The 20,411-nt window shown below is 63.4% G+C and carries 18 protein-coding genes, 3 tRNA genes and 2 rRNA genes (1 of these 23 only partly in view); 17 read left to right on the plus strand and 6 right to left on the minus strand.

Features of this window, described 5'->3' with window-relative positions:
* The 9 genes from ACZ42P_RS00370 to pnp all read left to right on the plus strand — a co-directional run.
* Positions 1-2,389: ribosomal RNA gene (locus ACZ42P_RS00370) — 23S ribosomal RNA — on the plus strand; it begins 1,227 nt to the left of the window's first position.
* 92 nt (positions 2,390-2,481) lie between these two features.
* Positions 2,482-2,595, plus strand: a 5S ribosomal RNA gene (rrf, locus tag ACZ42P_RS00375).
* 621 nt (positions 2,596-3,216) lie between these two features.
* Positions 3,217-3,648, plus strand: coding sequence for a ribosome maturation factor RimP (gene rimP, locus ACZ42P_RS00380; protein ID WP_464898135.1), 432 nt, complete (start codon positions 3,217-3,219; stop codon positions 3,646-3,648).
* Between the two features lie 14 nt (positions 3,649-3,662).
* Positions 3,663-5,153 (plus strand): transcription termination factor NusA, encoded by a 1,491-nt coding sequence (nusA, locus tag ACZ42P_RS00385; RefSeq protein WP_464898136.1) that lies wholly within the window; start codon positions 3,663-3,665, stop codon positions 5,151-5,153.
* 31 nt (positions 5,154-5,184) lie between these two features.
* A complete protein-coding gene (infB, locus tag ACZ42P_RS00390) occupies positions 5,185-7,728 on the plus strand; it encodes a translation initiation factor IF-2 (RefSeq protein WP_464898137.1) in 2,544 nt (847 codons plus the stop codon).
* A gap of 23 nt (positions 7,729-7,751) precedes the next feature.
* Entirely contained in the window at positions 7,752-8,126 is a 375-nt protein-coding gene (gene rbfA / locus ACZ42P_RS00395) for a 30S ribosome-binding factor RbfA (protein WP_464898138.1), read from the plus strand.
* A gap of 7 nt (positions 8,127-8,133) precedes the next feature.
* Positions 8,134-9,042, plus strand: coding sequence for a tRNA pseudouridine(55) synthase TruB (truB, locus tag ACZ42P_RS00400; RefSeq protein WP_464898139.1), 909 nt, complete (start codon positions 8,134-8,136; stop codon positions 9,040-9,042).
* Between the two features lie 85 nt (positions 9,043-9,127).
* Positions 9,128-9,397 carry a 30S ribosomal protein S15 gene (gene rpsO / locus ACZ42P_RS00405; RefSeq protein ID WP_464898140.1) on the plus strand — a complete coding sequence of 90 codons (270 nt, stop codon included), beginning with the start codon at positions 9,128-9,130 and terminating at the stop codon, positions 9,395-9,397.
* A 99-nt stretch (positions 9,398-9,496) separates the two neighbouring features.
* A complete protein-coding gene (pnp, locus tag ACZ42P_RS00410; RefSeq protein WP_464898141.1) occupies positions 9,497-11,644 on the plus strand; it encodes a polyribonucleotide nucleotidyltransferase in 2,148 nt (715 codons plus the stop codon).
* A gap of 78 nt (positions 11,645-11,722) precedes the next feature.
* Here the strand turns inward: pnp and ACZ42P_RS00415 are convergent, their stop codons facing one another.
* Both ACZ42P_RS00415 and dksA read right to left on the minus strand, forming a co-directional pair.
* Positions 11,723-12,178, minus strand: coding sequence for a hypothetical protein (locus tag ACZ42P_RS00415; RefSeq protein WP_464898142.1), 456 nt, complete (start codon positions 12,176-12,178; stop codon positions 11,723-11,725).
* A gap of 7 nt (positions 12,179-12,185) precedes the next feature.
* A complete protein-coding gene (dksA, locus tag ACZ42P_RS00420) occupies positions 12,186-12,608 on the minus strand; it encodes an RNA polymerase-binding protein DksA (protein WP_347309194.1) in 423 nt (140 codons plus the stop codon).
* A 91-nt stretch (positions 12,609-12,699) separates the two neighbouring features.
* Between dksA and ACZ42P_RS00425 the strand changes: the two genes are divergently transcribed.
* Positions 12,700-13,461, plus strand: coding sequence for an HAD family hydrolase (locus ACZ42P_RS00425; protein ID WP_464898143.1), 762 nt, complete (start codon positions 12,700-12,702; stop codon positions 13,459-13,461).
* 31 nt (positions 13,462-13,492) lie between these two features.
* Here the strand turns inward: ACZ42P_RS00425 and folD are convergent, their stop codons facing one another.
* Entirely contained in the window at positions 13,493-14,350 is an 858-nt protein-coding gene (gene folD, locus ACZ42P_RS00430; RefSeq protein ID WP_464898144.1) for a bifunctional methylenetetrahydrofolate dehydrogenase/methenyltetrahydrofolate cyclohydrolase FolD, read from the minus strand.
* A 101-nt stretch (positions 14,351-14,451) separates the two neighbouring features.
* Between folD and ACZ42P_RS00435 the strand changes: the two genes are divergently transcribed.
* The 3 genes from ACZ42P_RS00435 to ACZ42P_RS00445 all read left to right on the plus strand — a co-directional run bounded on the left by ACZ42P_RS00435 (position 14,452) and on the right by ACZ42P_RS00445 (position 14,793).
* Positions 14,452-14,528, plus strand: a tRNA-Pro gene (locus tag ACZ42P_RS00435).
* 35 nt (positions 14,529-14,563) lie between these two features.
* A tRNA-Arg gene (locus ACZ42P_RS00440) sits at positions 14,564-14,640 on the plus strand.
* Between the two features lie 77 nt (positions 14,641-14,717).
* Positions 14,718-14,793: transfer RNA gene (locus ACZ42P_RS00445), tRNA-His, on the plus strand.
* Between the two features lie 19 nt (positions 14,794-14,812).
* Here the strand turns inward: ACZ42P_RS00445 and smpB are convergent.
* Complete coding sequence (gene smpB, locus ACZ42P_RS00450; RefSeq protein WP_464898145.1) at positions 14,813-15,262, minus strand: SsrA-binding protein SmpB; 450 nt, start codon at positions 15,260-15,262, stop codon at positions 14,813-14,815.
* Positions 15,263-15,343: 81 nt separating this feature from the next.
* Between smpB and ACZ42P_RS00455 the strand changes: the two genes are divergently transcribed.
* Together ACZ42P_RS00455 and ACZ42P_RS00460 are read left to right on the plus strand one after the other, a co-directional pair.
* Positions 15,344-15,778, plus strand: a complete 435-nt coding sequence (locus ACZ42P_RS00455; protein ID WP_464898146.1) for a type II toxin-antitoxin system RatA family toxin — start codon at positions 15,344-15,346, stop codon at positions 15,776-15,778.
* Positions 15,768-16,097 carry an RnfH family protein gene (locus tag ACZ42P_RS00460; protein WP_464898147.1) on the plus strand — a complete coding sequence of 110 codons (330 nt, stop codon included), beginning with the start codon at positions 15,768-15,770 and terminating at the stop codon, positions 16,095-16,097. The genes ACZ42P_RS00455 and ACZ42P_RS00460 overlap by 11 nt, the downstream gene beginning before the upstream one ends.
* A gap of 6 nt (positions 16,098-16,103) precedes the next feature.
* Here ACZ42P_RS00460 and ACZ42P_RS00465 read toward each other — a convergent pair whose 3' ends face one another.
* Complete coding sequence (locus ACZ42P_RS00465; RefSeq protein ID WP_464898148.1) at positions 16,104-16,550, minus strand: DUF4124 domain-containing protein; 447 nt, start codon at positions 16,548-16,550, stop codon at positions 16,104-16,106.
* A gap of 49 nt (positions 16,551-16,599) precedes the next feature.
* The gene (locus ACZ42P_RS00470) at positions 16,600-16,932 is read right to left on the minus strand and encodes a hypothetical protein (protein WP_464898149.1); all 333 of its coding nucleotides are present in this window, start codon (positions 16,930-16,932) and stop codon (positions 16,600-16,602) included.
* Positions 16,933-17,101: 169 nt separating this feature from the next.
* Here ACZ42P_RS00470 and guaB point away from each other — a divergent pair, with 169 nt between their 5' ends.
* The gene (guaB, locus tag ACZ42P_RS00475) at positions 17,102-18,562 is read left to right on the plus strand and encodes an IMP dehydrogenase (protein WP_464898150.1); all 1,461 of its coding nucleotides are present in this window, start codon (positions 17,102-17,104) and stop codon (positions 18,560-18,562) included.
* A gap of 99 nt (positions 18,563-18,661) precedes the next feature.
* Positions 18,662-20,227 (plus strand): glutamine-hydrolyzing GMP synthase, encoded by a 1,566-nt coding sequence (gene guaA, locus ACZ42P_RS00480; RefSeq protein WP_464898151.1) that lies wholly within the window; start codon positions 18,662-18,664, stop codon positions 20,225-20,227.
* Positions 20,228-20,411 lie beyond the last annotated feature (184 nt).

Here is a 20,411-nt window from a genome sequence, read left to right on the forward strand (position 1 = left end):
AATAGCTCACTGGTCGAGTCGTCCTGCGCGGAAGATGTAACGGGGCTCAAGCCATGAACCGAAGCTGCGGGTCAGAGGACAGAATACAGATGACAGAAGACAGAGAGGTGTTCAGTGAACAGGCAACGGAATCCAGAGACTGCCGAGCGGCAAATCAAGGATGTGGAAGACTTGGTGGTGTACCGGAAGGCGTATGCGATATCGCTGGAAGTGCATCGTGTGAGTCTGGAGTATCCGAAGATCGAGCAATTTGCGTTGGCTGATCAGATGCGTCGGGCATCGAAATCGATCTGCGCGAATTTGGCCGAAGGGTTTGGCAGGCAATCGATATCGAAGGCCGAATTCAAGCGATTCGTCTTGATGGCGATGGGTTCGGCCGACGAAATGCGTGTATGGATTCAATACAGTGTTGATCTGGGGTATATCGCGCAGCCGAAGGCGCAAGCCTGGCGTCGCGAATATCAAGACATAGCCAAGATGCTCACTGGGCTGTATGCCAAGTGGGGGTAACGAACTGGCTGCTGATTACTGACAAGCTCTCTGTCCTCGGTCGTCTGTCTTCTGTCCTCTGGCGGTAGGAGAGCGTTCCGTAGGCCTGTGAAGGTGTCTCGAGAGGGATGCTGGAGGTATCGGAAGTGCGAATGCTGACATGAGTAGCGATAAAGGGAGTGAAAGGCTCCCTCGCCGAAAGCCCGAGGTTTCCTGCGCAACGTTCATCGGCGCAGGGTGAGTCGGCCCCTAAGGTGAGGCAGAAATGCGTAGCTGATGGGAAACGGGTTAATATTCCCGTACCATGCCTAGATGCGATGGGGGGACGGAGAAGGTTAGGTGGGCCGGGTGTTGGATGTCCCGGTTTAAGCGTGTAGGCGTGCCCTTTAGGCAAATCCGGAGGGCTAAGCTGAGGCGTGATGACGCAACCTCCTTCGGGAGGCCAAGCCACTGATACCATGCTTCCAGGAAAAGCCTCTAAGCTTCAGTCTAGGTGTGACCGTACCGCAAACCGACACAGGTGGGCAGGGTGAGAATCCTAAGGCGCTTGAGAGAACTCAGGAGAAGGAACTCGGCAAATTGGCACCGTAACTTCGGGAGAAGGTGCGCCCCTGGTACGTGAAGTGGCTTGCCCATGGAGCGGAAGGGGGCCGCAGTGAAAAGGTGGCTGCGACTGTTTAATAAAAACACAGCACTCTGCAAACACGAAAGTGGACGTATAGGGTGTGACGCCTGCCCGGTGCCGGAAGGTTAAGTGATGGGGTGCAAGCTCCTGATCGAAGCCCCGGTAAACGGCGGCCGTAACTATAACGGTCCTAAGGTAGCGAAATTCCTTGTCGGGTAAGTTCCGACCTGCACGAATGGCGTAACGATGGCCACACTGTCTCCTCCTGAGACTCAGCGAAGTTGAAGTGTTTGTGAAGATGCAATCTCCCCGCGGCAAGACGGAAAGACCCCATGAACCTTTACTGCAGCTTTGCATTGGACTTTGAACAGGCTTGTGTAGGATAGGTGGGAGGCTGTGAAGGGCAGACGCCAGTTTGCCTGGAGCCGTCCTTGAAATACCACCCTGGTCTGTTTGAGGTTCTAACCTGGGCCCCTGAACCGGGGTCGGGGACCGTGCATGGTGGGCAGTTTGACTGGGGCGGTCTCCTCCTAAAGCGTAACGGAGGAGCACGAAGGTACGCTAAGGACGGTCGGAAATCGTCTGGATACCGCAATGGGAAAAGCGTGCTTGACTGCGAGACTGACAAGTCGAGCAGGTGCGAAAGCAGGTCATAGTGATCCGGTGGTTCTGTATGGAAGGGCCATCGCTCAACGGATAAAAGGTACTCTGGGGATAACAGGCTGATTCCGCCCAAGAGTTCACATCGACGGCGGAGTTTGGCACCTCGATGTCGGCTCATCTCATCCTGGGGCTGTAGCCGGTCCCAAGGGTATGGCTGTTCGCCATTTAAAGAGGTACGTGAGCTGGGTTTAAAACGTCGTGAGACAGTTTGGTCCCTATCTGCCGTGGGCGCTGGAGATTTGACGGGGGCTGCTCCTAGTACGAGAGGACCGGAGTGGACGCACCTCTGGTGTACCGGTTGTGACGCCAGTCGCATCGCCGGGTAGCTAAGTGCGGAAGAGATAAACGCTGAAAGCATCTAAGCGTGAAACTCGCCCGAAGATGAGATCTCCCCGGGGGCCGGCTTTATGCCTCCTGGAAAGACGAAGCAGGCTTCGCCGCCGCGTGCACCCGCACGCCAGGCAAAGCATTCCTGCAACCGCCAGGAGACAGGGGGCATAAAGCCGGACCCCCCTGAAGGGTCGTCGAAGACCACGACGTTGATAGGCTGGGTGTGGAAGCGTGGCAACACGTTAAGCTAACCAGTACTAATTGCCCGTGAGGCTTGACCCTATCCCCTCAAGCAGCTTGCGAAACCGCAATCAAACCCGACTTCTTCCAGATGCGCTGTGACGTCCCCAAAAACGCCACAGCAACCCGTTACGCTTGGCGGCCATAGCAGCCTGGACCCACCCCTTCCCATCCCGAACAGGACCGTGAAACGGGCTCGCGCCGATGATAGTAGAGACCCCCTCTGCGAAAGTAGGTCACCGCCAGGCACCCCACACCCAAAAAGCCCTGACCACACCGTCAGGGCTTTTTGCTTTCAGAAAGCGAAAAGGCCGCTGCCATGGCGCGCCTTTGGCGGGCTGTCGTTTCGCCACCTCCCAGCTGGTGTAAGAGGGCCGTCAGGGACCCTGACCGCCCCTATCCGGAATATGGAGTCGCCGTCAGGGTTGAACTTTTTAGTCAAGCCGTTGGCTCCGCCAAGGCGCCCTCCACAGCAGCCATGGCTAGAGGGAGCGGCTTGGGTCGCGACGAATCTGATTGGGGGGCTCGCCACCGCAGTGCCTTCCACGCCCCCCGACCCTTCCGCGCCGGGGGGGCGGACTATTTTCCTCGGTGTGTCCCCGTCGAGGGCAAGAAGCCCTGTGGCAGCGGCTTTGGCCGCGAGGCAGGACGATACCCGCCGGCGGTGCCCCAGGGTGTCCTGGCCGCGTGTCTGCGGGGTTATGGAGCCCGTGTGGCATTTGGCGACCGTCCGGGGCACACTGCCTCGGGGGCAGGCCGGCCGCCCGGTATCCTTCCCGTCGATTTCCTTCCTTAGTTGTTGTTTTCTTGTTATAATGGCCGGCTTAAAGGGATGGGCGTTGCGCCCATTTTTTGTTTCTGGCGGTCGCATGGACTTGCAAGCGCTGTTCGAGAAGACGTTGCCCGGACTCGGGTACGAGCTGGTGGACCTGGAGCTCAGCAACCGGGGCAGGTTGCTGCGCCTGTTCATCGACAAGCCTGGCGGTATCACCATCGATGACTGTGTGCGGGTCAGCAACCATCTGACCCGCCTGCTTGCCGTCGAGCTCGACTACGACTACGACCGCCTGGAGGTGTCCTCACCGGGCCTCGATCGCCCGCTGAAGAAGGCGGCGGATTTCGAGCGCTTTGCGGGGGAACGGGCGCAGGTGAAGCTGCGTGTTCCGGTGGCTGGACGCCGCAATGTCACCGGCGTGCTCAAGGGTGTGCACGACGGTGTGGTGGAAATGGACGTGGACGGGATGCTGCAGACGTTCGAGCTCGCGAACATCGACAAGGCGCGTCTGATCCCCAATATTTGACCGGAGGTTGCTGTATGAGCCGCGAGATTCTGCTGGTGGTGGATGCGCTGGCGCGTGAAAAGAACGTGGACAAGGAGGTGGTGTTCTCCGCCCTCGAACTGGCCCTTGCATCTGCGACGAGGAAGCGCTTCCACGAGGACGTGGACGTGCGCGTCGTCATCAACCGTGAAACGGGCGAGTACGAGACTTTCCGCCGCTGGCATGTGGTGCCGGATGAGGAGTATCTGGACGAGGGTCTGCAGATCCCGCTGTCCGAGGCCCGCAAGAAGCAGCCGGACATCGAAGTCGGGGGTGTGATCGAGGAGCACCTGGAGCCGGTCGAGTTTGGCCGCATCGGCGCGCAGACCGCCAAGCAGGTAATCCTGCAAAAGATCCGCGAGGCCGAGCGGGAACAGATTCTGAACGATTTCCTGGAGCGCAAGGAACACCTGGTTACGGGTGTCATCAAGCGCATGGAACGCGGCAATGCCATCATCGAGTCGGGGCGCATCGAGGCCGTGCTGCCGCGGGATCAGATGATCCCGAAGGAAAATCTGCGCGTCGGCGACCGCGTGCGTGCCTATCTCCTGAAGATCGATCGCGCTGCCCGGGGCCCGCAGCTGATCCTGTCGCGCATCACGCCGGAGTTTCTGGTGAAGCTGTTCGAGCTGGAGGTGCCGGAGATCGAAGAAGGGCTGATCGAGATCAAGGCCGCCGCGCGTGATCCGGGGGTGCGTGCCAAGATTGCCGTGAAATCCAACGATCCGCGCATCGACCCCCAGGGCACGTGCATTGGTATGCGCGGCTCACGGGTGCAGGCCGTGACCAGCGAGCTGGCCGGGGAGCGTGTCGATATCGTGCTCTGGTCGTCCGATCCCGCGCAGTTCGTGATCAACGCGCTGGCACCGGCGGAGATCTCCAGCATCGTCGTGGACGAGGAAAAGCACAGCATGGACGTGGTGGTGGAGGAGGAGCAGCTGGCACAGGCCATTGGCCGCGGCGGCCAGAACGTGCGTCTGGCGTCCGAACTCACCGGCTGGGATCTCAACATCATGACCGCCGAGGAGGCGCAGCAGAAGAGCGCCGAGGAAGCCGAGCGGATCATGAAGGAATTCATGGAAAAGCTCGACGTCGATGCCGAAGTGGCGCAAGTGCTGGTGGAAGAGGGTTTCACCAGCCTGGAGGAAATTGCTTACGTTCCCTTGTCCGAGATGCTGGAAATCGAGGCCTTCGACGAGGACACCATCAATGAACTGCGCAGCCGGGCACGCAATGTCCTGCTCACGGAAGCCATCGCCAGCGAGGAGAAGGTCGAGCATGTGGCGGAAGACCTCGCGACCATGGAAGGCATGGATCCAGAAACGGCGCGGCTGCTGGCGACCAAGGGCATTTCCACGGTGGAGGAGCTGGCCGATCTTGCAGTGGACGATCTGGTCGAGATGACGGGCATGGACCCGGAACGCGCCAAGACCCTGATCATGACTGCACGTGCACCCTGGTTTGCGGCCGAGCAAACCAACAGCTGAGAGCAACGGACCGAATCGACGGAGGGCTTCAATGCCACAAATGAACGTAGCGCAATTTGCCTCGGAGCTGGGGGTGGCAGAAACGGTTCTGCTGGAACAGCTGAGAGCGGCCGGGGTGAACAAGAGCGCTGCCGAGGATCCCCTGACGGAACAGGACAAGGCGCAGCTGCTGGATTATTTGCGGCGCGCCCACGGCGTCAAGGAAAGCCGCAGCAAGATCACGCTGACCCGGCGCGAAACCACCGAGATCCGCAAGGCGGATGCCACGGGCAAGGCGCGCACGATCCAGGTGGAGGTGCGCAAGAAGCGCGTCTTCGTCAAACGGGATCTGGTGGCGCCGGCTGCGGAGCCGGTGGCGGAGGTCAAGCCGGCGCAGCCGGTGATCGATGCCGAGCAGCTTGCTAAGCGCGAGGAAGAGGCGCGCAAGGCGGCCGAACTCATCGCGCGCCAGAAGGAAGAAGCCGAGAAGCGCGCTCAGCGTGCCCGCGCCAGGAAGCCTGCCGAAGAGGAAACCAAGCCGGCAGCGGAGGAGGCCACGCCCGCGGCGCCGGCGGCCGAAGCGGCACCGGCACCGGCGGCCGAGACGAAGACCGAGGGGACGCTGCACATTCCGAAGGCCGAGGAAAAAACCGAGGCCGAGAAAAAGAAAGGCGCCAAGAAAAAGGCGGCGCCCGCCACCGGCTGGGTCGAGGAAGGTGCCAAGAAGCGCGGCATCAAGGTCAAGGGCGACCTCACGGGCGGGGGCTGGCGCGAGAAGGGCAAGCCCGGCCGCCACAAGGGTGAGGAAAGCAGTCATGCCTTCACCGCACCCACCGAGCCCATCGTTCGTGAAGTGCTGGTGCCGGAGACCATCACCGTGGGCGAGCTTGCCCACCGGATGGCGGTGAAGGCGGCCGAGGTCATCAAGACCCTGATGAAAATGGGCACCATGGTCACCATCAACCAGGTCCTCGACCAGGAGACCGCCATGATCGTGGTCGAGGAAATGGGGCACATCGCCAAACCTGCTGCCCTGGACAACCCGGAAGCCTACCTGGAAGAGGCCCAGGTCAGGGAAGTCGAGGCCCTGCCGCGTGCGCCCGTGGTGACCGTCATGGGTCACGTGGACCACGGCAAGACGTCGTTGCTCGACTACATCCGCCGCACGCGGGTGGCCAGCGGCGAGGCGGGGGGCATTACCCAGCACATTGGCGCCTATCACGTGCAGACGCCGCGCGGGGTGGTGACCTTCCTGGACACGCCGGGCCACGAAGCCTTTACCGCCATGCGCGCCCGGGGTGCGAAGGCGACGGACATCGTGATTCTGGTCGTGGCCGCCGATGACGGCGTGATGCCCCAGACCATTGAGGCCATTCATCACGCCAAGGCGGCGAACGTGCCGCTGGTGGTGGCGATCAACAAGATCGACAAACCCGAGGCCAATCCCGAGCGTGTCAAGCAGGAGCTGTCCGCCCAGGGCGTGGTGCCCGAGGAGTGGGGGGGCGACACCATGTTCGTGGAAGTGTCTGCCAAGACCGGGCAGGGCATAGACGATCTGCTGGAACGCGTGTTGCTGCAGGCCGAGGTGCTGGATCTCAAGGCGCCGCGCGACTGTCCCGCCAAGGGGCTGGTCATCGAGTCGAGGCTCGACAAGGGGCGGGGTCCGGTGGCGACCATCCTGGTGCAGTCCGGCACGCTGCGCCAGGGCGACGTGCTGCTGGCCGGCACCGCCTTCGGCCGCGTGCGCGCCATGCTCGACGAGAACGGCCGCCCGGTAAAGGAGGCGGGGCCCTCCATTCCCGTGGAGATCCTGGGCCTTTCCGATGTGCCCCAGGCGGGTGAAGAAGCCATCGTCGTGCTGGACGAGCGCAAGGCGCGCGAGATCGCCCTGTTCCGTCAGGGCAAGTACCGCGACGTGAAGCTGGCCAAGCAGCAGGCGGCCAAGCTGGAAAACATCTTCGAGCAGATGGCCGAGGGCGAGGTGAAGACGCTCGCGCTCATCATCAAGGCCGACGTCCAGGGTTCCCAGGAAGCCCTGATTCACGCCCTGAGCAAGCTTTCCACGCCCGAGGTGAAAGTCAACATCATCCACAGCGGGGTGGGCAGCATCACCGAATCCGATGTCAACCTGGCGCTGGCCTCCAAGGCCGTGATCATCGGTTTCAACGTCCGTGCGGATGCCCAGGCCCGCAAGCTGGCCCAGAGTTCCGGCGTGGACGTGCGCTACTACAACATCATTTACGACGCGGTGGACGAGATCAAGGCAGCCATGTCCGGCATGCTGGCCCCCGAGAAGAAGGAGCAGGAAGTCGGCCTGGTGGAAGTGCGTCAGGTGTTCCGCATCTCCAAGGTGGGAACGGTCGCCGGCTGTTACGTGCTGGAAGGTACGGTCAAGCGCGGCGCCATGGTGCGTGTCATCCGCGATGGCGTGGTGATTCACACCGGCGAGCTGGATTCCCTCAAGCGCTTCAAGGAAGACGTCAAGGAAGTCAAGGCCGGCTTCGAATGCGGTCTGTCGATCAAAAACTTCAACGACATCCGCGAAGGCGACCAGATCGAGGTGTTCGAGGTGGTCGAGGTGGCGCGCTCCCTGTGAAGCCCGTCAAGGCAGCCTGATTCATGCCAAAAGACTTTACCCGTCCGCGCCGAGTGGCCGAACAGATCCAGCGCGAGCTCGCGGATCTCCTGCGTCTGGAGGTCAAGGACCCGCGCGTGGGCATGGTGACCATCACGGATGTGGAGGTCAGCAACGATTACGCCCATGCCAAGGTGTACTTCAGCCTGCTGGGCGATGAGGCACGTGTGCAGGAAGCCCTCAAGGGGTTGCAGTCCGCGGCTGGTTTCCTGCGCAGCGAGGTTGCCAAGCGCATCAAGCTGCGGATCATGCCGCAGCTGCACTTCGTGCACGATACTTCCATCGAGCGGGGTATGCGGCTCGATCAGCTGATCGATGCCGCCGTGGCGGAAGACGCGAAGCGTCACCGCGACCAGTAGGCAGGTGATGGCAGGCGAGAAGCGCGAAAAACGCGCCGTCGATGGCGTATTGCTGCTGGACAAGCCCGTGGGCGTCACTTCCAATGGCGCCCTGCAGCATGTCAAGCGACTCTACCGTGCCGCCAAGGCCGGTCACACGGGCAATCTCGACCCCATCGCCAGCGGCCTGCTGCCCATCTGCTTCGGTGAAGCCACCAAGTTCGCCCAGTATCTGACCGATGCCGACAAGCGCTACCGGGCCCAGATCCGCCTTGGTCAGACCACGGACACCGGAGATGCCGAAGGTCAGATCCTGGCGACCCAGCCGGTGCGGGTCAGCCTGGACGCCCTCCAGGCAGTGCTGCGCCGCTTCGTGGGCGAAATCGAGCAGGTGCCGCCAATGCACTCGGCCCTCAAACACCAGGGGCGGCCCCTGTACCACTACGCACGCAAGGGAGTGGAGATCGAACGGGCGCCGCGTCGGGTGACCATTTTCGAACTCAATCTGCTGGGCTTCGATGGCGAGAGCCTGTTCGAGGTGGACGTGCGCTGCAGCAAGGGGACCTATATTCGGGTGTTGGCCGAGGACATCGGGCGCGCCCTGGGTTGCGGCGCCCACATGGCGGGACTGCGCCGGATGGGCGTGGATGGTTTTTCCGTCGAGCAGGCCGTCACGCCAGGCCAACTGGAGGCCATGAGCGAGCCGGAACGGGACCGCCAGCTGTTGCCGGTGGATGTGCTGGTCGCCCACCTGCCCCGGGTGGATCTGGACTCGGATGGGGCATTCTATTTCCAGCGCGGCCAGCCCCTCTGGATGCCCCGCCTGCAGGTCTCCCAGGAATACCGGATTTACGATGAAAAACAGCGGTTTATCGGGATCGGCGCGGGCGACCGCGAAGGGCGCCTGGCCCCCCGCCGGCTGGTGGCCCAGGCGTGAGGGCCGGGCGGGGTTTGCGGGAAAAACTTGTGAAAATACATGGGTAACGTGTAAAATTCACGTTTTCGGACTGGAGCGAAAAAGAATGGCTGTTACGACTGCTGAAAAGGCGAAGATCGTGAGCGAGTATCAGCTCGCGCAGGGCGACACCGGCTCGCCGGAAGTGCAGGTGGCGCTCATGACGGCGCGCATCAACGACCTCACCGAGCACTTCAAGAACCACGCCAAGGATCATCATTCCCGCCGCGGCCTGCTCAAACTGGTGAGCAAGCGGCGCAAGCTGCTGGATTATCTCAAGCGCAAGAACGCAGACCGCTACCGGGCTCTGATCGATCGCCTCGGTCTGCGCAAGTAAGGCGAGCACAGGAAAGGCGCGGTCATCCGCGCCTTTTTCATTCGGGTTTGGTTGCGTCAGGGGCCTCTCTGCGGCCCTCCAGAATCGAGGATTCCCAAGTTGGCATACTTCAAGAAAACCTTTGCCTACGGCAAGCATCAGGTCACGCTGGAAACCGGCGAAATTGCGCGCCAGGCGAGCGGCGCCGTGATGGTGAACATGGATGACACCTGCGTTCTGGTCACGGTGGTCGCTGCCAAGAACGTGAAGCCCGGCCAGGACTTTTTTCCGCTCACCGTGGATTACCAGGAGCGCACCTACGCCGCAGGCCGTATTCCCGGTGGTTTCTTCAAGCGCGAAGGCAAGCCTTCCGAGAAGGAGGTGCTGACCTCCCGGCTCATCGACCGGCCCATCCGCCCCCTGTTCCCGGACGGCTTCTACAACGAAGTGCAGATCGTTGCCACGGTCATGTCGGCCAACCCGGAGGTCGATCCCGACATTCCCGCGCTGATCGGCGCCTCTGCCGCGCTGTCGCTGTCCGGCGTGCCTTTCCACGGGCCGATTGGGGCCGCGCGGGTGGGATACAAGGATGGCCAGTATTTGCTCAACCCCACCATCAGCGAGCTCGACACGTCCCTGCTCGACTTGGTGGTGGCGGGCACCGAACAGGCCGTGCTCATGGTGGAATCGGAAGCCCATGAACTGCCGGAGGACGTCATGCTGGGGGCCGTGATGTTCGGCCACGAGCAGATGCAGACGGTGATCCGCGCCATCAACGAGCTCACCGAGGAAGCCGGTGCGGAACCTTGGGACTGGACACCGCCGCCCCGCGACGAGGCGCTGGTGGAGCGTGTGCGCCAGCTGGCGGAAGCCGAGCTGCAGGAAGCCTATCGCATCACCCAGAAACAGCAGCGCGTGGCGCGCGTGGATGCCATCCGCGAGAAAGTGTTCGCCGAGCTGATCACGCCCGACATGGACACGGTGGCCCAGAATGCCATCAAGTCCTATTTCTTCGAGCTCGAGGCCAAGGTGGTGCGCAGCCGCATCCTTGCCGGCGAACCGCGTATCGACGGGCGCGACACCCGCACGGTGCGCCCCATCAGCATCCGCACCGGCGTGCTGCCCCGGGCCCATGGCTCGGCCCTGTTCACCCGCGGCGAAACCCAGTCCCTGGCCGTGGCGACTCTGGGCACGGCACGTGATGCGCAGATCATCGATGCCCTGGAGGGCACCTATTCCGAACGTTTCATGATGCACTACAACATGCCGCCCTATGCCACCGGAGAGACGGGCCGGGTCGGGGCGCCGAAGCGGCGCGAGATCGGGCATGGACGGCTGGCCAAGCGCGCCCTCCTGGCCGTGTTGCCCAGCGAGGAAGAATTTTCCTATTCGATTCGTCTGGTCTCGGAAATCACGGAATCCAACGGGTCCAGCTCCATGGCGTCGGTGTGCGCCGGCTGCCTGGCGCTCATGGATGCCGGCGTGCCGGTTAAGGCCCACACCGCCGGCATTGCCATGGGACTCATCAAAGAGGGCAACCGCTTCGCGGTGCTCACCGACATCCTGGGCGACGAGGACCACCTGGGTGACATGGACTTCAAGGTCGCAGGCACCGAGCGTGGCGTGACCGCGCTACAGATGGACATCAAGATCACGGGCATTACCCGGGAAATCATGCACGTGGCCCTGAACCAGGCGCGCGAGGGACGCATGCACATCCTCGAGCTCATGAAACAGGCCATGCCCCAGGCACGCGAGGAGCTGTCGGACTACGCGCCGCGCATGATCACCCTCAAGATCAACCCGGAGAAGATTCGCGACGTGATTGGCAAGGGTGGGGCGGTCATCCGCGCCATCACCGAGGAAACCGGTACCCAGATCGACATCGCCGAGGATGGTACCGTCACCATCGCCTGCGTCAACCCGGAAGCCGGTGCGGCCGCCCGGAAGCGCATCGAGGAGCTGACCGCCGAAGTGGAGGTGGGCAAGGTGTACGACGGCACTGTGCTGAAGCTGCTGGATTTCGGCGCCATCGTCAGCGTGCTGCCGGGGCGTGACGGCCTGCTGCACATTTCCCAGATTGCGCACGAGCGGGTCAACAACGTGAGCGACTACCTGAAGGAAGGACAGGCCGTGCGCGTCAAGGTGCTGGAGGCCGACGAAAAGGGCCGTTTGCGCCTGTCCATGAAGGCGCTGCTGGAGCCGCCCCCCCAGAAGGGCGAAGCCAAGGCGGAGGCTGCCGAGAAGAAGCCCGAACAGACGGCGTGACGCGCGTCAGCGGGAACGACGAAAAAGGCAGCTTCGGCTGCCTTTTTCGTTTGCATCGGAGCGGCCCCCGACGCTGTTTCAGCGCAGCGAGGCGAGAAAGCCCTGCCACCAGCGCTTGCGGCTTTGGGGGACCACCCAGTTCGGGGTGAGCTCCACGGGCGGCACCTGGCTCATCACCCAGCCCGGCAGCACCACGGTCTTCGACGAGCCGCAGGCGCTGCCCAAGTGATTGGGGTCGTAGATCTTGATGAAGGTGGGACGATCCAGATCGTCCGCATAGACGATGCTGCAATAGTCCTCGCGATGTTCCTCGCGCAGGAGCCGGTCCAGGTCGGCCATGAATTTCTGCACGTGTTCCGCGTCGGCGGGCGCAGCCGGCGGCGGTTCACCCACCGCATAGAGATACCAGCCGGCCCCGGGATCCACCTGCCGCCAGAAGCGGCTGAGCTGGTCCCAGGTCATGATGCCGAACAGGGTTCCCGTGAGCTTGCGGGTGAACTCGGTGTCCGGCAGGTCGAGGCCCCGGGCGGACATGGCGGCCTTACTTGGCCATCTGGCGCTCGCGCAGTTCGTCGAGCGTCTTGCAGTCGATGCACAGGGTGGCGGTGGGCCGTGCCTCCAGCCGCTTGAGGCCGATTTCGACGCCGCAGCTTTCGCAATAGCCGTACTCTCCGGCGTCGATCTTGGCGATGGTTTCCTCGATCTTCTTGATCAGCTTGCGTTCCCGGTCCCGGTTGCGCAGCTCCAGGGCCATGTCGGATTCCTGGCTCGCCCGGTCGTTGGGATCAGCAAACACCGTGGCCTCGTCCTGCATGGTGTGCACGGTACGATCGATGTCCTGGGAGAGTTCCGCTTTCCACTCTTCCAGGATTTTGCGAAAATGCGCGCGCTGTTTCGGGTTCATGTACGCTTCGCCCTTTTTGGGCACATAGGGGGCGAAGGTCTTGTGCAGTTCTGCGGGCATCTCGTTACCTACCGTTGGCGAAAAGCCGATTTAATACCAGTTTTTCCTGTGCCCCGCAAGCACGCCAGCCGCTTCATTCGAGGGAGTCACCGTGTCCCTGCAAGCCCTGATTTTTGACGTGGACGGCACCCTGGCCGACACGGAACGGGACGGCCACCGGCCGGCCTTCAACGCGGCCTTCCGGGAGTTTGGCCTGGACTGGGAGTGGGATCCCACCCTCTACGGCGAGCTCTTGGCGATCACCGGGGGCAAGGAACGCATCCGCCACTACGTGGAACGTTACCGCCCCGATTACCGGCGGCCGGCGGATTTCGACGATCTGGTGACCGAGCTGCACCGGGCCAAGACCCTCCATTACACCGAACTGCTGGCCACCGGGGCCATTCCCCTGCGGCCGGGCGTGCGGCGGCTGATCGAGGAAGCGCGCGCGGCCGGGCTGCGCCTCGCCATCGCCACCACGACGACGCCGGACAACGTGACGGCCCTCCTGGAACACAGTCTGGCGCCGGGGGCGCAATCCTGGTTCGAAGTGATCGGGGCGGGAGACATCGTCCCGGCCAAGAAGCCTGCGCCCGACATCTACCACTGGGTGCTGGAAAGAATGGGGCTCGCGCCGGGCGATTGCCTGGCCTTCGAGGATTCGGGCAACGGCATTCGGGCAAGCCGATCAGCGGGGCTACCCACGGTGGTCACGGTCAACGACTATACCCGCGACCATGACTTCTCCGGCGCGATCGCCGTGTTGAGTGACCTGGGTGAGCCCCATGCACCATTCCGGGTGATCCGGGGCGACGCGGCCGGCAGGGCATGGGTGGACCTGCCCCTCTTGCGGGCCTGGCACGGCGCCTCCTGAGCAGCCGGCCGGCGCCGGGGGCGGCGGGTCCCTAGGCGGGATCGTGGGCTTCGGCGGCCTGCAGGGTGTTGGCGAGCAGGGTGGCGACTGTCATCGGTCCCACACCGCCCGGCACCGGGGTGATCCAGGCAGCGCGCCGGGCGGCGGTTTCGAACTCCACGTCGCCACAGAGGCGACCGTCCGGCAGCCGGTTGATGCCCACGTCGATCACGATGGCCCCGTCGCGGATCCACTCGCCCTTCACCAGCCCCGGCTTGCCCACGGCCACCACGAGGATCTCAGCCTGGCCCACCAGGGCCGGCAGGTCGCGGGTGAAGCGGTGGGTGACCGTCACCGTGCAGCCGGCCAGCAGCAGTTCCAGCGCCATGGGCCGTCCCACGTGGTTCGAGGCGCCCACCACCACGGCATGCTTGCCCTTGAGTTCCGTGCCGGTGGTCTTGAGCAGATGCATCACGCCGTAGGGCGTGCAGGAGCGCAGCACCGGCAGGCGCACCGCGAGACGGCCGATGTTGTAGGGATGGAAACCGTCCACATCCTTGTCCGGGCGAATGCGCTCGATCACCGTCTCGTCGTTGATGTGGGGCGGCAGCGGCGCCTGTACCAGGATGCCGTCGATCGCCGGGTCGGCATTGAGCTGGTCGATGAGGGCGAGCAGCTCGCCCTCGGACAGGGACGCCGGAAGGTCGTGGGAGACCGAGCGGACGCCCGCCGTTTCACAGGCCTTGCGCTTGTTGCGCACATAGATGGCGGAGGCGGGATCATCGCCCACCAGGATGACCGCGAGGGCGGGCCGTCGTCTCCCCGCCGCGACGCGTGCTTCCACCCGGGCGCGGATGTCGGCCAGCATGGCCTCGGCGATGGCTTTGCCGTTGAGGATTTGTGCCGTCATGGATGCCAGCGAAAAAAGCCAATGATCGCATTGGCAGCCTGGGTTCCTCAAGCGGCGCGCGTTGCTTTTTTGGGGGGTGGGCGCTATAGTCCCGCGTCGTTCGGGGTGTAGCGTAGCCTGGTAGCGCGCCTGCTTTGGGAGCAGGATGTCGGGGGTTCAAATCCCTCCACCCCGACCACACGCCTTGTCCCCTGCGGTCTTCTCTTTTGACTGCTGCCCGTAGCTCAACCGGATAGAGCACCAGCCTTCTAAGCTGGGGGTTACAGGTTCGATTCCTGTCGGGCAGGCCATGCGCGTTCGGTTGCTTTTTGGCGGCCGCTGGCCCATAATTGCGCCCTTCGCGATGCCGTCCGGCATCGCGTCCACGGCGGGGTTAGCTCAGTTGGTAGAGCACTGGATTGTGGCTCCAGGTGTCGTGGGTTCGATTCCCATACCTCGCCCCATCTTCCCTGTCGTTCCCGGTCATTCCCTGGGTGTGCGCAGCAGGCGCTGCTTCTCCCGTTCCCACTCGCGTTTCTTTTCTGCTTCGCGGATGTCGTGTTTCTTCTTGCCCTTGGCCAGCCCGATTTCCGCCTTGATCCGGCCGTTGCGGTAATGCAAGTCCAGTGCCACCAGCGTGTAGCCCGCCCGTTCCACCTTGCCGATGAGTCGCCTGATCTCGTCGGCGTGGAGCAGCAGCTTACGGCTGCGGGTGGGATCGGGCTTGACGTGACGGGATGCCGTGGGCAGCGGGCTGATATGGGCGTTGATGAGATAGAGCTCGCCGTTCCGGATCACCACGTAGGATTCCTTGAGCTGGACGCGCCCGGCGCGGATGGCCTTGACTTCCCAGCCTTCCAGGACGATCCCGGCCTCGTATTTGTCCTCGATGAAGTAGTCGTGGAAGGCCTTCTTGTTCTGGACGATGGACATGTTGGCCCGCGCAAGGTGAGCTGGAAGGGAAAATCGCGTATTCTAGCAGCTTTCGTTGCAGGCCCCGCCTGCTGACCATTCATGGCGCAAGTCGAGAAGTCGGTGCTGGTCGGCCATTCCGCACCGCAGATGTTCGAGCTCGTGGACCGGGTGGAGGACTACCCGCTGTTCCTGCCCTGGTGCCCGCGCACGGAAGTGCACTGCCGGGAGCCGGAGCGGGTGGTGGCCACCATCCACATCGATTACCATCACCTCAAGCAGAGTTTCACGACCGAGAACGTGCGGGTGTATCCCCAGCGTATCGAGATGCGGCTCAAGGAAGGGCCGTTTCGCGTGCTCGAAGGCAGCTGGCAGTTCCACGCCCTGGCGGAGGAGGCATGCAAGGTGGAGTTCCGGTTGCACTACGAGTTCGCCACGCGCTGGATCGAAAACGTCGTCAACCCGGTGTTCAGCCTGATCGCAGGCAACCTGGTGGAGGCGTTCGTGTTACGCGCGGAGAGAATCCATGGCGGATGAAACGATTCTGGTGGAGGTCGCCTATGCCCGCCCCGATCAGCAGGTGCTCATTCCGGTGCGCCTGCCGCCCGGGGCCACGGTGGAGGAAGCGATCCGGCGTTCCGGGGTGCTGGAGCGTTTTCCCGAAATCGACCTGACTCGCAACAAGGTGGGCATCTGGTCCAAGCTCAGCAAGCTGGACAGCCCGCTGCGGGACCGGGACCGGGTGGAGATCTACCGCCCGCTGATCGCCGACCCGAAGGAGGTGCGCCGCAAGCGCGCCGAGGAGGGCAAGGCGATGAAGAAGGGCGGCGGCGAGCTGAAGGAGGAGGCCGAGTAGGGCGCCTTACTTGCACCAGGTCTCGACGGCCTTGCGGGCATCGTTGATGGCTTTCTGGCGGGCCGCGTCGTCCAGGACCTCGCGCTCGCCCTGGGCGTTGACCGTCACCACCCGCTGACCGCTTTCCAGCAGCTGCAGGTTTTTGCGCGCGGCTTCGCAGTTGGCCTGTTTCTGGCGCGCCTCTTCGGCTTCCTTTTCTTTCTTTGCCTGGGTTTCCGCCTCTGCGGCACGCCGCTGGCGGAACTCCATTTCCTTTTCCTGCCAGGACTTGGGCGCAGTGCCGGTTGTCGGGGTGGCAGGAGGCGGGGTGTTCAGGGTTTTGGCGGATCTGACGTTTCCAGGGGGTGGGCTGTCGGAGTAGTGCACCCTGCCTTGGGCATCCACCCAGCGATAGAGCTCGGCGGAGGCCCCCAGGGGCAGGGCCAGAAGCAGCAGGATCCAGAGCCTGTTCATGCCGAACCCGAGGGGAAGCAAGGCCGTCCGGAGACGGCCTTGCTGGGACTCAGCGGCCCACCACACTCAGCGGGTAGGACTTCTGGGCCAGGCCCAGGGCCGCGTGCTCGCTGGCGAGTTTGGCGTTTTTGATCACGGCGGCGCTGTCACCCTTGGCGGCTGCTTCCTTGGCCGCCTTGAGTGCGGCGTCCGCGGTGGTCCACAGGGCACCCTTGGCGCTGGCGGCCTTGACGTCGGCCTCGGCCTTGGCCAGCGCGGCCTTGGCTTCGTCGGACAGGGCCGGGGTGGCCGCGGCCTTGTCAGGCTGGGCGGGGGTGGTCTGGCAGCCGCCGAGGACCAGCAAACCGGCGGTGGCAAGGGCGATGAGCATCTGTTTCGACATCGTTATGGACTCCTCTTTTGGTAATTAAGGCTGGAGATTCGTTATATGCGCTGGGCGCTGGCGCTACCTTAGCCCGAGCCGGCCGGCCCGTCAACCGGCGCCAAGCCGGCGCGCGTTTACCCCGGGGGGTGCGAACCCGTATAATATTCTTTTGTTCCGGGACCGAAGAATGCGCATCCTGCAGAAAGCCCTCACCTTCGACGACGTCCTGCTCGTCCCCGCCTACTCCACCGTCCTGCCCAGGGACGTCTCCCTGAAAACGCGCCTGACCCGAGACATCGAGCTCAATCTGCCGCTGGTGTCGGCCGCCATGGACACCGTGACCGAGGCGCGCATGGCCATCGCCATTGCCCAGGAGGGCGGGCTGGGCGTGATCCACAAGAACATGACCATCCAGCAGCAGGCCGCCCAGGTGCTGCAGGTGAAGCGCTTCGAAAGCGGCGTGGTCAAGGACCCGGTCACCATTCCCCAGGACATGCCGGTGCGGGACGTGCTGGAGCTGACGCGCATGCACAAGATTTCCGGCCTGCCGGTGGTGGACGGGCGCCGGGTCGTGGGCATCGTGACCAACCGCGACCTGCGCTTCGAGACCAATTTGGATCAGCCGGTGAAGGCCATCATGACACCCAGGGAGCGGCTGGTGACCGTGAAGGAAGGCGCCTCGCGCGAGGAGGCCCTGGCGCTCATGCACAAATACCGCCTGGAGCGGGTGCTGGTGGTCAACGACGACTTCGAGCTCAAGGGGCTCATCACGGTCAAGGACATCCAGAAATCGACGGAGCACCCCAATGCCTGCAAGGACCAGCTGGGACGTCTGCGGGTGGGCGCCGCCGTGGGTGTGGGCGAGGGCACCAACGAGCGCGTCGAGGCCCTGGTGGAAGCCGGGGTGGACGTGATCGTGGTGGACACGGCCCACGGTCATTCCAAGGGCGTGCTGGACCGCGTGAAGTGGGTGAAAAAGCATTTCCCGCAGGTTCAGGTGATCGGCGGCAACATCGCCACCGGTGAGGCGGCGCGGGCCCTGGTGGACCATGGTGCCGATGCGGTGAAGGTGGGCATCGGCCCCGGCTCCATCTGCACCACCCGCATCGTGGCCGGCGTGGGGGTGCCCCAGATCACCGCGGTGGCGGACGTGGCGGAAGCCCTCAAGGGCACGGGCGTGCCCCTGATCGCCGACGGTGGCATCCGCTACTCGGGGGACATCGCCAAGGCGCTGGCCGCCGGGGCCGATGCCGTCATGCTGGGTGGACTGCTGGCCGGTACCGACGAGGCGCCGGGGGAGATCGAACTGTTCCAGGGACGCTCCTACAAATCCTATCGGGGCATGGGTTCCCTGGGCGCCATGCAGCAGGGATCCAGTGACCGCTATTTCCAGGAAGCGGAGGCCAACAAGGACAAGCTCGTGCCCGAGGGCATCGAGGGACGCGTGCCCTACAAGGGCAGCGTGCTCACCGTGATCCATCAGCTCATGGGCGGTTTGCGTTCCAGCATGGGCTATCTCGGCTGCGAGACCATTGCAGCCATGCACGAGCGGGCGGTGTTCGTGGAAATCACCTCCGCCGGGGTGCGCGAATCCCACGTGCACGACGTCCAGATCGTGAAGGAAGCGCCGAACTACCGGGTCGGCTGATTCCTGTTCCATCCGCCGTGCCTGCACGGCGGCGCAGAGTGATCCTTCCCGTGGGGGCCTCGGGCCCCCGCGTATCCCCGTGGCCGGAAACATTGATCCATGACGCATGACAAAATCCTGATCCTCGACTTCGGTTCCCAGTACACCCAGCTCATCGCGCGCCGGGTGCGGGAAAGCGAAGTCTATTGCGAGCTGCATCCCTACGACGTCTCCGAGCAGTTCATTCGCGACTTCAACCCCAAGGGCATCATTCTCTCGGGCGGTCCGGCTTCGGTTTACGAGGCGGAGACACCGCGCGCCCCGGATGTGGTGTTCCGGCTTGGCGTGCCCGTGCTGGGCATCTGCTATGGCATGCAGACCATGGCGGCCCAGCTGGGCGGCAAGGTTGAGAATGCCAGCCATCGCGAGTTCGGCTACGCCGAAGTGCGCATGCGCGGCCATTCCGCCCTGCTGCGCGACATCCAGGACCGCTGCGACCCGGACGGCAAGTGCTGGCTCGACGTGTGGATGAGCCACGGCGACAAGGTCACCGAGCTGCCCCCGGGCTTCAAGGTGATCTGCGAGAACGCCGCCACGCCGATCGCCGGCATGGCCGACGAAACCCGGCGCTTCTACGGCCTGCAGTTCCATCCCGAGGTGACCCACACCCTGCAGGGAAAAGCCATCATTGCCCGCTTCGTGCATGACATTTGCGGCTGCGGCTTCGACTGGAACATGCCGGACTATGTGGAGGAAGCCATCGGGCGCATCCGTTCCGAGGTGGGCGGCGAGGAGGTGATTCTGGGTCTGTCCGGCGGAGTGGATTCCTCGGTGGTTGCGGCGCTCCTGCACCGGGCCATCGGCGATCAGCTCACCTGTGTTTTTGTGGACAACGGTCTGCTGCGCCTCAACGAGGCGGAGCAGGTGATGCAGACCTTCGCGCGCAATCTCGGTGTCAAGGTGATCCACGTGGACGCCTCGGAACGCTTCATGTCCGCGCTCAAGGGAATCACCGACCCGGAGGAGAAACGCAAGATCATCGGCCGGGAATTCGTCCACGTGTTCCAGGAGGAAGCGGCCAAGCTGCCCAATGCGAAGTGGCTGGCCCAGGGCACCATCTATCCGGACGTGATCGAGTCGGCGAGCGCCAAGACCAAGAAGGCCCACACCATCAAGAGCCATCACAACGTGGGCGGCCTGCCGGAGACGCTGCATCTCAAGCTGCTGGAACCCCTGCGGGAACTGTTCAAGGACGAGGTGCGCGAGCTGGGCCTGGCGCTGGGCCTGCCGCACGACATGGTCTACCGCCATCCCTTCCCGGGACCGGGACTGGGGGTGCGCATTTTGGGCGAGGTCAGGCGCGAATACGCCGACCTGCTGCGGCGCGCCGATGCCATCTTCATCGAGGAACTGCGCGCCAGCGGCTGGTACGAGAAAACCTCCCAGGCATTCGCCGTCTTCCTGCCCGTAAAATCGGTGGGTGTGATGGGCGATGGGCGCACCTACGATTACGTCGTCGCGCTGCGTGCGGTGCAGACGCAGGATTTCATGACCGCCCATTGGGCGGAACTTCCCTATACCCTGCTCGCCAAGGTATCCAACCGCATCATCAACGAAGTGCGCGGCATCAACCGCGTGGTCTACGACGTCACGGGCAAACCGCCCGGCACGATCGAGTGGGAGTGAGCAGGGGTCTGGCAGCTACAGGCGAGAACAAGCAACAAAGTCGCTGTAGATAATTGAAAAACAAGCAAAAATCTAAAATTCTTCTGGCAATGTCTAGCAGCATCAAGCGGGGGTAAGCAGTCAATTTTTGCTGGTATATTTGCTGGCATCTCGCGATCTGATACCATCGGGTTCATCAGATACC

The sequence above is a fragment of the Thiobacter subterraneus genome, from assembly GCF_055379455.1.

Bases quoted from the DNA above. Each gene is read 5' to 3' on its own strand.
- rimP (WP_464898135.1), top strand. From the start codon at position 3,217: ATGGACTTGCAAGCGCTGTTCGAGAAGACGTTGCCCGGACTCGGGTAC.
- nusA (WP_464898136.1), top strand. From the start codon at position 3,663: ATGAGCCGCGAGATTCTGCTGGTGGTGGATGCGCTGGCGCGTGAAAAG.
- infB (WP_464898137.1), top strand. From the start codon at position 5,185: ATGCCACAAATGAACGTAGCGCAATTTGCCTCGGAGCTGGGGGTGGCA.
- rbfA (WP_464898138.1), top strand. From the start codon at position 7,752: ATGCCAAAAGACTTTACCCGTCCGCGCCGAGTGGCCGAACAGATCCAG.
- truB (WP_464898139.1), top strand. From the start codon at position 8,134: ATGGCAGGCGAGAAGCGCGAAAAACGCGCCGTCGATGGCGTATTGCTG.
- rpsO (WP_464898140.1), top strand. From the start codon at position 9,128: ATGGCTGTTACGACTGCTGAAAAGGCGAAGATCGTGAGCGAGTATCAG.
- ACZ42P_RS00415 (WP_464898142.1), bottom strand. From the start codon at position 12,178: ATGTCCGCCCGGGGCCTCGACCTGCCGGACACCGAGTTCACCCGCAAG.
- dksA (WP_347309194.1), bottom strand. From the start codon at position 12,608: ATGCCCGCAGAACTGCACAAGACCTTCGCCCCCTATGTGCCCAAAAAG.
- folD (WP_464898144.1), bottom strand. From the start codon at position 14,350: ATGACGGCACAAATCCTCAACGGCAAAGCCATCGCCGAGGCCATGCTG.
- smpB (WP_464898145.1), bottom strand. From the start codon at position 15,262: ATGTCCATCGTCCAGAACAAGAAGGCCTTCCACGACTACTTCATCGAG.
- ACZ42P_RS00455 (WP_464898146.1), top strand. From the start codon at position 15,344: ATGGCGCAAGTCGAGAAGTCGGTGCTGGTCGGCCATTCCGCACCGCAG.
- ACZ42P_RS00460 (WP_464898147.1), top strand. From the start codon at position 15,768: ATGGCGGATGAAACGATTCTGGTGGAGGTCGCCTATGCCCGCCCCGAT.
- ACZ42P_RS00465 (WP_464898148.1), bottom strand. From the start codon at position 16,550: ATGAACAGGCTCTGGATCCTGCTGCTTCTGGCCCTGCCCCTGGGGGCC.
- ACZ42P_RS00470 (WP_464898149.1), bottom strand. From the start codon at position 16,932: ATGTCGAAACAGATGCTCATCGCCCTTGCCACCGCCGGTTTGCTGGTC.
- guaB (WP_464898150.1), top strand. From the start codon at position 17,102: ATGCGCATCCTGCAGAAAGCCCTCACCTTCGACGACGTCCTGCTCGTC.
- guaA (WP_464898151.1), top strand. From the start codon at position 18,662: ATGACGCATGACAAAATCCTGATCCTCGACTTCGGTTCCCAGTACACC.